Source organism: Pseudomonas gregormendelii, assembly GCF_017114825.1.
GTDB lineage: Bacteria > Pseudomonadota > Gammaproteobacteria > Pseudomonadales > Pseudomonadaceae > Aquipseudomonas > Aquipseudomonas gregormendelii.
Map to the genome: position 1 here is coordinate 1 of NZ_JADEVO010000086.1, position 2581 is coordinate 2581.

The window sequence follows — 2581 nt, forward strand, 5'->3', positions numbered from 1 at the left end:
GAAAGTCAGCGCGCCGTGGTTGTTGATTGGCAGACCGGCAGCGTTGGTCAGAGTCACGGTGTAGGTGACTGAACCGCCTTCGGTAATGGTGGATTTATCCACAGACAGTTTGGCGATGACTTCGCTGGTGGTGTCGGTGACATTCAGTTCAGCGGCGTCGCCGATGACCAGGTTCTCGAAGGTTTTGCCGTCAACGGTAGCATCGGAGATGCTGACCTTGATGGTCTCGCCGTCTTTATAGACGTCGTCACCTTGGGCTTTGATCTCGTACGGCGACTCAGTAGTGCCGGCCTTGATCACGACTTTATCGCCGTTATTCAAGGTAACGGTCAGGTCCTGTTTGAGTTCCTGACTGATTTTCACGCTGAACTTGCCGACCGCATTTTCCTGCACGTCGCCCAAGCTTTCGATGGTGACGGTGACTTTGTCACCTTCGCCCGTCGGCTGGTCGGTGACGGTGGTGGTCAGGGTAGTTTGATCCAGGGTCAGCTTTTCAAACTTCTCGCTGCCGGTGACGGTATCGAGCTTGTTGACCAACGAAGGTTGGCCGCCAGTGAACACGTCATTGGTGGTGGCGACGATCGCCGAGCCTACCGAAGTGTTTGCTGGAACAGTGATGGTGGTGCCGTCGGTCAGCGTGAAAGTCAGCGCGCCGTGGTTGTTGATTGGCAGACCGGCAGCGTTGGTCAGAGTCACGGTGTAGGTGACTGAACCGCCTTCGGTAATGGTGGATTTATCCACAGACAGTTTGGCGATGACTTCGCTGATGGTATCGGTGATAACGACCGAAGCCGGATTCCCCAGAACCACATTTTCCAGCGCCGTACCGTTGGAGGTTGCACCGGCAACACCCAGGTTCACAGTTCCGCCGTCTTTGTAGACGTCATCACCTTGCGGCGCGAGGGTGTGGACTTTTTGGGTTTCGCCTGCGGCGAAAACCACAGTCTGGCCATTGCTCAGGGTCACGGTGACTGGCTGAGTCTGGGCTTTATCCAGCTTGATGGTGAAACTCGCATCCTGGTTTTCCAGGACCGGGCCGTTGCCAGTGATGCTGATGTTAACCGCGTCGCCTTGACCGGTAGGTTCGTCAGTAACGGTGGTTTCCAGCGAGTTCTGACCCAGGGTCAGTTGCTCGAAGTTGTCTGCGCCGGTCACCGATTCCAGCTTGTTGATGATGGTCGGCTGACCGCCAACCAGGATGTCGTCCGGAGCAACAATGGTCGCGCTGCCGACGTTACCGTTGGCTGGGACTTTGATCTGGGTGCCGTCAGTCAGGGTGAAGGTCAGTTCACCGTGGTTGTTGATCGGCAGGCCTGCTGCGTTGGTCAGGGTCACGGTGTAAGTAACCGAACCGCCTTCCGCCACAGTGGTTTTATCCGCGGTCAGAGTCGCAATGACTTCGCTGAGGGTATCGGTGATAACGACCGAAGCCGGATTCCCCAGAACCACATTTTCCAGCGCCGTACCGTTGGAGGTTGCACCGGCAACACCCAGGTTCACAGTGCCGCCGTCTTTGTAGACGTCATCACCTTGCGGCGCGAGGGTGTGGACTTTTTCGGTTTCGCCTGCGGCGAAAACCACAGTCTGGCCATTGCTCAGGGTCACGGTGACTGGCTGAGTCTGGGCTTTATCCAGCTTGATGGTGAAACTCGCATCCTGGTTTTCCAGGACCGGGCCGTTGCCAGTGATGCTGATGTTAACCGCGTCGCCTTGACCGGTAGGTTCGTCAGTAACGGTGGTTTCCAGCGAGTTCTGACCCAGGGTCAGTTGCTCGAAGTTGTCTGCGCCGGTCACCGATTCCAGCTTGTTGATGATGGTCGGCTGACCGCCAACCAGGATGTCGTCCGGAGCAACAATGGTCGCGCTGCCGACGTTACCGTTGGCTGGGACTTTGATCTGGGTTCCGTCAGTCAGGGTGAAGGTCAGTTCACCGTGGTTGTTGATCGGCAGGCCTGCTGCGTTGGTCAGGGTCACGGTGTAAGTAACCGAGCCGCCTTCCGCCACAGTGGTTTTATCTGCGGTCAGGGTCGCAACCACTTCGCTGGTGGTATCGCCAACAACAACTTGAGCCTCGGTACCGATGACCAGGTTCTCGAAGGTCTTACCTTCTACCACTGCACCAGTAATACCCAGCTTGATGGTCTCGCCATCTTTGTAAACGTCATCGCCCTGAGCGGGCAGGGCGTAGGTGGCTTCAGTTGCACCAGCCGCGATAGTCACGGTCTGGCCATTGCTCAGGGTCACGGTCAGGTCTTGATCCAGCTTCTGATCAACCTTGATTGTGAAGGTCGGTGCGGCGTTTTCCAGCACATCGCCGGCGCTTTCGATTGTCACAGTGACGGTATCGATGCGGTCGGTGATGGTGGTAACAGCCGGCGTAGTACTTGGCACCAGGTTTTCGAAGTTACCGCCAGTAGCGCCAGTGATCGTAGTGCTGACAGTGCTGCCGTTTACATAGACGTCATTCGCCGGAGTCTGGACCACGACGGTGCCGGTGGTCTGACCCGCACCAATGGTGATGACCGAGCCATTGCTCAAAGTCACAGTCACCGGAGTGCCGGCAGGATTGGTCAGGGTCGCG

Annotated in this window: 1 protein-coding gene; it reads right to left on the reverse strand. The window is 57.1% G+C overall.

Features of this window, described 5'->3' with window-relative positions:
- On the reverse strand, nucleotides 1-2581 hold a 2581-nt coding region (locus IMW75_RS26615; RefSeq protein WP_336512448.1), incomplete at both ends, for an immunoglobulin-like domain-containing protein.